We start from the raw sequence: 5,038 nt of genomic DNA, 5'->3' as shown, positions 1-5,038 counted from the left end.
CTTGCGCCGATGGTACTGCAATGCAATGCGGGAGAGTAGGTAGCCGCCTCCTTTTATAAGAAACCTCAGTTATCTTTTGATAATTGAGGTTTTTTTTGTATCTTTGCATCCATACTTTGTCACATTTTATCTACGGATGAACTCGAGTGTTTTGGGCAGTTTGAGCCATTTGCGGTTTCTTGCAATTTTCATGGTGCTGCCTTTCAGTTGTTTAAAGATGTATTTTCCTTCTGGAGTAACAGACAGCTCTGCAGTAAGATCCTCACTGCCATAATCGTTGATGATGGACAGTGAGGCTGTCTGATCAGTTATACTTACTTCTGTAATCAGCCATTTTCGTCCATCTTGATAGTCGCCGAAGAAGCCCGCCATATCGCCAAAGATTTCCTGCCCGGGAACTTTGATGTTTTGGTTGTAAAAATCTATCTTCAGATACACATTATACTCTTTATTGGTAAGTGTGCCCTTGAAAATTGTGCTGTCATTTTGTGCAAAACATGTAGTTGACAGCACTAAAAATAGCAAAGTAAATAGTTTCTTTTTCATTATTATATTGAATTACTGCGACAAAGTTATTTATTTAAATCAAGAATTCATTCTTTTTTTTGAATTATCTTTTCAAATAATTCTTTTTTTTGTAATTATTTAATTATCTTTGCGGTGTTTATTAATATTTTATGGGAAAAGAAAAATTATTTCCAGATTATATATTTGAGTCAAGCTGGGAAGTATGTAACAAAGTAGGCGGTATTTATACTGTATTATCTACGAGAGCAAAGACTTTAAAAGAAAAACTGCAGGATCAACTAATCTTCATTGGTCCAGATTGTTGGAGGGACAAGGTTAATCCTTATTTCTCAAGTGATTATGCGCTTTATACTGATTGGCAAAAGCAGGCTGCCGAAGAAGGGCTGAAAGTTAAAGTGGGTCGCTGGAATATTCCTGGTGAGCCTGTTGCAATATTAGTAGATTTTACTCCTTATTATACTATAAAGAACGAAATTTATGGTAAGTTGTGGGAGAACTTCCAAGTAGACAGTCTCCATGCTTATGGAGATTATGATGAAGCATCTATGTTCTCTTATGCTGCTGCTCTTGTAGTAGAGAGTTTCTATAAGCATGTTGTGGGTGAAGACATGAAAGTTATCTATCATGGTAATGAGTGGATGACAGGACTTGGACTTTTGTATATCAAGAAGAACCTGCCTCAGATAGCAACCATTTTTACAACCCATGCTACCAGTATCGGGCGCAGTATAGCAGGCAACAACAAGCCTCTTTATGATTATCTTTTCGCTTATAACGGTGATCAGATGGCTGAAGAGCTCAACATGCAGAGCAAGCATTCTATAGAGAAGCAGACTGCATGGAATGTGGATTGTTTCACAACGGTGAGTGAAATCACAGCTAATGAATGTAAGGAACTGTTGGACAAGCCAGTAGACTTTGTCTTGCCTAACGGATTTGACAATAGTTTTGTACCAAAGGGTGCTGCTTTTACCAAGAAGCGCAAGGAGGCCCGTAAGCGTCTGCTTGATGTGGCGAATGCGTTGATGGGTACCGATTTGGATGATGATACGCTGATCGTATCCACCAGTGGTAGATATGAGTTCCGCAACAAGGGTGTCGATGTTTATATTGAGGCGATGAATAGATTGTTGCGTGACGAGAAGCTTAAGAAGAATGTGCTTGCTTTCATTGATGTTCCTGGTTGGGTGGGTGAACCCCGTGCCGATTTGAGAGAACGTCTTGACAGTGGCAAGAAATATGATACGCCGCTTGAAGTTCCGGCTGTTACCCATTGGCTTAATAATATGAGCCATGACAACGTGCTGGGTATGCTGAAGTACCTTAATATGCAGAATCGCGCTGAAGATAAGGTGAAATTGATCTTTTTGCCTTGTTATCTTACCGGTGATGACGGAATCGTGAACAAGACCTATTATGATGTGGTTCTTGGCAACGACCTGTGTATTTATCCCTCGTACTATGAGCCATGGGGTTATACTCCTTTAGAGGCTGTAGCTTTCAAAGTGCCTTGTATAACTACAGATTTGGCAGGCTTTGGTTTGTGGGCTAATAGCGAGAAGGGTGGTTATTGCGAGATTTCTGACGGCGTGAAGGTGATACATCGCACAGATTACAACTATTCAGAGGTGGCAGATGCTATCAAGGATACAGTTGCAGAATATTCCAACTTCAATGCAGCTGAGGTAAAGAAAAGTAGGGCTAATGCTGACAAGCTTTCCAAGAAAGCTTTGTGGAGTAATTTTATTGAATATTATTATAAAGCTTATGATTTTGCCTTACGCAAGGTCGAAGTACGTAACTAAAAAACTTTAACACAAAACACAATGAAAATTAAGGCAGATTACGCAAATGCTCCTCAATGGAAGGAGACAACTATCAAGTCAAGCTTCCCTAAGGAGTTGAAGTGCTTGGATGAAATCGCTCACAATATGTGGTGGGCATGGAACTATGAGGGTCGTGACTTGTTCAAGAGCCTCGATCCAGAACTTTACGAAAAGGTGAATGCCAACCCTGTATTGCTTTTGGAGCGTTTGAGCTATGACCGCAAGGAAGCTATTGTAAAGGATAAGGAGACAATGGCAAAGGTGAAGAAGGTTTACAAGATGTTCCGTGATTATATGGATGTAAAACCTAACGCCAAACGTCCTTCTGTAGCTTACTTCTGTATGGAATATGGTATTAACCAGGTGGTTAAGATCTACTCTGGTGGTCTGGGTATGCTTGCTGGTGACTACCTGAAGGAGGCTTCTGACAGCAACGTGGATATGTGTGCTGTTGGTTTCCTCTATAGATATGGTTACTTCAAGCAGTCTTTGAGCATGGACGGCCAGCAGATTGCCAATTATGATGCTCAGAACTTCAACTCTCTTCCTTTGGAGCGTGTTCTGGATGAGAATGGCAATCCTGTGGTCGTAGATGTTCCTTATACAAACTATCAGGTTCATGCTTATGTATGGCAGATGAACGTAGGTCGTATCAAGTTGTATCTCCTGGATACAGATAATGATATGAACTCTGAGTTCGACCGTCCTATCACTCACTCTCTCTATGGTGGTGATTGGGAGAACCGTTTGAAGCAGGAGATCCTGCTGGGTATCGGCGGTATCCTGACTTTGAAGAAACTTGGTATCAAGAAGGAGATTTATCACTGCAATGAAGGTCATGCTGCTCTCTGCAACCTGCAGCGCCTCTGCGATTATATCGAGGAGGACGGCTTGAACTTCAACCAGGCTCTCGAGTTGGTTCGCGCTTCTTCTCTCTATACTGTTCACACTCCAGTACCAGCTGGTCACGACTACTTCGACGAGGCTCTCTTCGGCAAGTACATGGGTGGCTATCCACAGCGCCTCGGCATTTCTTGGGACGAGTTCATTGGTATGGGCCGTGAGAATGCAGACGATCACAACGAGCGTTTCTGCCTCTCTACCTTCGCCTGCAACACTTGCCAGGAGGTTAACGGTGTAAGTAAGCTGCACGGTTGGGTAAGCCAGCAGATGTTCTCTAACATCTGGAAGGGTTACTTCCCAGAGGAGAATCATGTGGGTTATGTAACAAATGGTGTACACTTCCCAACATGGACAGCCACAGAGTGGCGCAAGCTCTATGATACCTATTTTGACAAGAACTTTATGAGCGATCAGAGCAACGAGGAAATCTGGCATGCTATCTACAATGTTTCAGATGCAGAAATCTGGAATACCCGTATGGCATTGAAGAAGAAGCTCGTAGCTTATATCCGTGAGAAGTTCACACAGACATGGTTGAAGAATCAGGGTGATCCTGCTCGTGTAGTATCTTTGCTCGAGCGTATCAATCCTAACGCTTTGATGATTGGTTTCTGCCGTCGTTTCGCTACTTACAAGCGTGCTCACTTGCTCTTCACCGACTTGGATCGTCTGTCTAAGATCGTTAACGACCCAGAGCATCCTGTATTGTTCTTCTTCTCTGGTAAGGCTCATCCTGCAGATGGTGCTGGTCAGGGCTTGATCAAGAAGATCTTCGAAATCAGCCAGCGTCCTGAGTTCCTTGGTAAGATTATCTTCCTTGAGGACTACGATATGACTTTGGCCCGCCGTCTGGTTTCTGGTGTTGATATTTGGATGAATACTCCTACACGTCCATTGGAGGCTTCTGGTACTTCTGGCGAGAAGGCAGAGATGAATGGTGTTGTCAACCTCTCTGTTCTCGATGGTTGGTGGGTAGAAGGTTATCGTGAGGGTGCCGGTTGGGCTCTTCCAGAGAAGCGTACTTACCAGAACCAGGATTATCAGGATCAGTTGGATGCTGCTACTATCTACAATATGTTGGAGAATGATATCGTTCCTATGTACTACAACAAGTGCAAGGAGGGTTACAGCAAGGAGTGGATTCAGGTAGTGAAGAACTCTATTGCAACTATTGCTCCTCATTACACCATGAAGCGTCAGTTGGATGACTACTATGATAAGTTCTACAACAAGCAGGCTGCTCGTTTCAAGAAGTTGAGCGCCAACGACAATGCTCTCGCTAAGGAGATTGCGTTGTGGAAGGAGTCTGTTGCCGAGCGTTGGGATTCTATCCATGTAGTTTCAAAGAATGATGCTTTGACCAATGGTGTTGAGACTGGTAAGAAGTACAAGATTCAGTATGTCATCGACGAGCAGGGTTTGAACGACGCTGTAGGTCTTGAGCTTGTAGTTCTGAAAAATCAGGTAGAGGATGGCAAGCAGGTTTATGCTGTTTATCCATTCAAGGTGAAGGGTCATGAGGGTAACAACTTTACCTTTGAGGCTGAGATAGAGCCAGTAAATGCAGGTTCTTTCAAGACAGCTATTCGTATGTATCCTAAGAACGACAAGTTGCCTCATCGTCAGGACTTCTGCTACGTAAAGTGGTTGGACTAATACGATAAGTGCAATATAGCAATAGTTTTTTAAGAATCCCATGTTTCGTTATGAGAAGCATGGGATTCTCTTTTGTGTGTCGGGCATGACACTAACCTAACTGGTTTAACTCCAGTCGCAGGTAT

Annotated in this window: 3 protein-coding genes; 2 read left to right on the top strand and 1 reads right to left on the bottom strand. The window is 42.9% G+C overall.

Annotated elements, in window-relative coordinates; all coding sequences use genetic code 11:
* Positions 1–126: 126 nt before the first annotated feature.
* Complete coding sequence (locus F7D20_RS11085) at positions 127–546, bottom strand: hypothetical protein (protein ID WP_158464091.1); 420 nt, start codon at positions 544–546, stop codon at positions 127–129.
* 131 nt (positions 547–677) lie between these two features.
* Here F7D20_RS11085 and F7D20_RS11080 point away from each other — a divergent pair, with 131 nt between their 5' ends.
* Both F7D20_RS11080 and glgP read left to right on the top strand, forming a co-directional pair.
* Positions 678–2,333, top strand: a complete 1,656-nt coding sequence (locus tag F7D20_RS11080; RefSeq protein WP_158464090.1) for a glycogen/starch synthase — start codon at positions 678–680, stop codon at positions 2,331–2,333.
* A gap of 21 nt (positions 2,334–2,354) precedes the next feature.
* Positions 2,355–4,913: an alpha-glucan family phosphorylase gene (gene glgP / locus F7D20_RS11075; RefSeq protein WP_158464089.1), complete on the top strand. Its 2,559-nt coding sequence runs from the start codon at positions 2,355–2,357 to the stop codon at positions 4,911–4,913.
* Positions 4,914–5,038 lie beyond the last annotated feature (125 nt).

This window comes from Segatella copri, assembly GCF_009495355.1.
In the GTDB taxonomy this organism is placed as follows: domain Bacteria; phylum Bacteroidota; class Bacteroidia; order Bacteroidales; family Bacteroidaceae; genus Prevotella.
The sequence above is the reverse complement of the archived record's forward strand: the minus strand, read 5'-3'. Positions and strand labels throughout refer to the sequence as shown.

Bases quoted from the DNA above. Each gene is read 5' to 3' on its own strand.
- F7D20_RS11085 (WP_158464091.1), bottom strand. From the start codon at position 546: ATGAAAAAGAAACTATTTACTTTGCTATTTTTAGTGCTGTCAACTACA.
- F7D20_RS11080 (WP_158464090.1), top strand. From the start codon at position 678: ATGGGAAAAGAAAAATTATTTCCAGATTATATATTTGAGTCAAGCTGG.
- glgP (WP_158464089.1), top strand. From the start codon at position 2,355: ATGAAAATTAAGGCAGATTACGCAAATGCTCCTCAATGGAAGGAGACA.